The sequence below is a fragment of the Neisseria sp. P0021.S006 genome (genome assembly GCF_051956895.1).
The window spans coordinates 1-442 of the sequence record NZ_JBQCWZ010001273.1 but is presented as its reverse complement, the minus strand read 5'-3'; the positions used below and the strand labels follow the sequence as shown (position 1 = coordinate 442).

Sequence of the window (442 nt, the reverse complement as noted above, 5' to 3'; positions counted from 1 at the left end):
TTGATGCAGTCGCCCAAGCCGCTGTCTTCTTTGTTGGCGGTTTTCTTGCGTGCGCCGCGCGGTTCGCCGCGTTCGGTATCGTAAGAAATAATCAGCGTGTCTTTGTCAAACATTGCACTGTGGAAACGTGCATACGGACACATATGCAGGCACACTTTTTCGCGCATGATGTGGGCGAAGAAGAAAGTCATGAATCCGTAAAATGCTGCGGCAAACATTGCGCCGCCGCCTGCTGCGCCGGTGAATAAATCGGGAACAAATTGGCGGATCGGGATAAACCAGCCTGCAAAAGTGATACCTGTCCATGCGCAGACAAGGAAAATCAGCAGGTATTTGGTGGCCTTAATGCGAATTTTAGTAAAGGTCCAAGGCGATTTTTCCAGTTTTAGGCGTTTGTTTCTATCGCCTTCGACCAAGTTGTCAATCCACAGCGTAATTTCGG

At 49.5% G+C, this 442-nt stretch carries 1 protein-coding gene; it reads right to left on the bottom strand.

Annotated features, from left to right (window positions below; genetic code table 11):
• On the bottom strand, positions 1 to 442 hold a 442-nt coding region (locus ACTHUM_RS19845; RefSeq protein WP_440403987.1), incomplete at both ends, for a 4Fe-4S binding protein.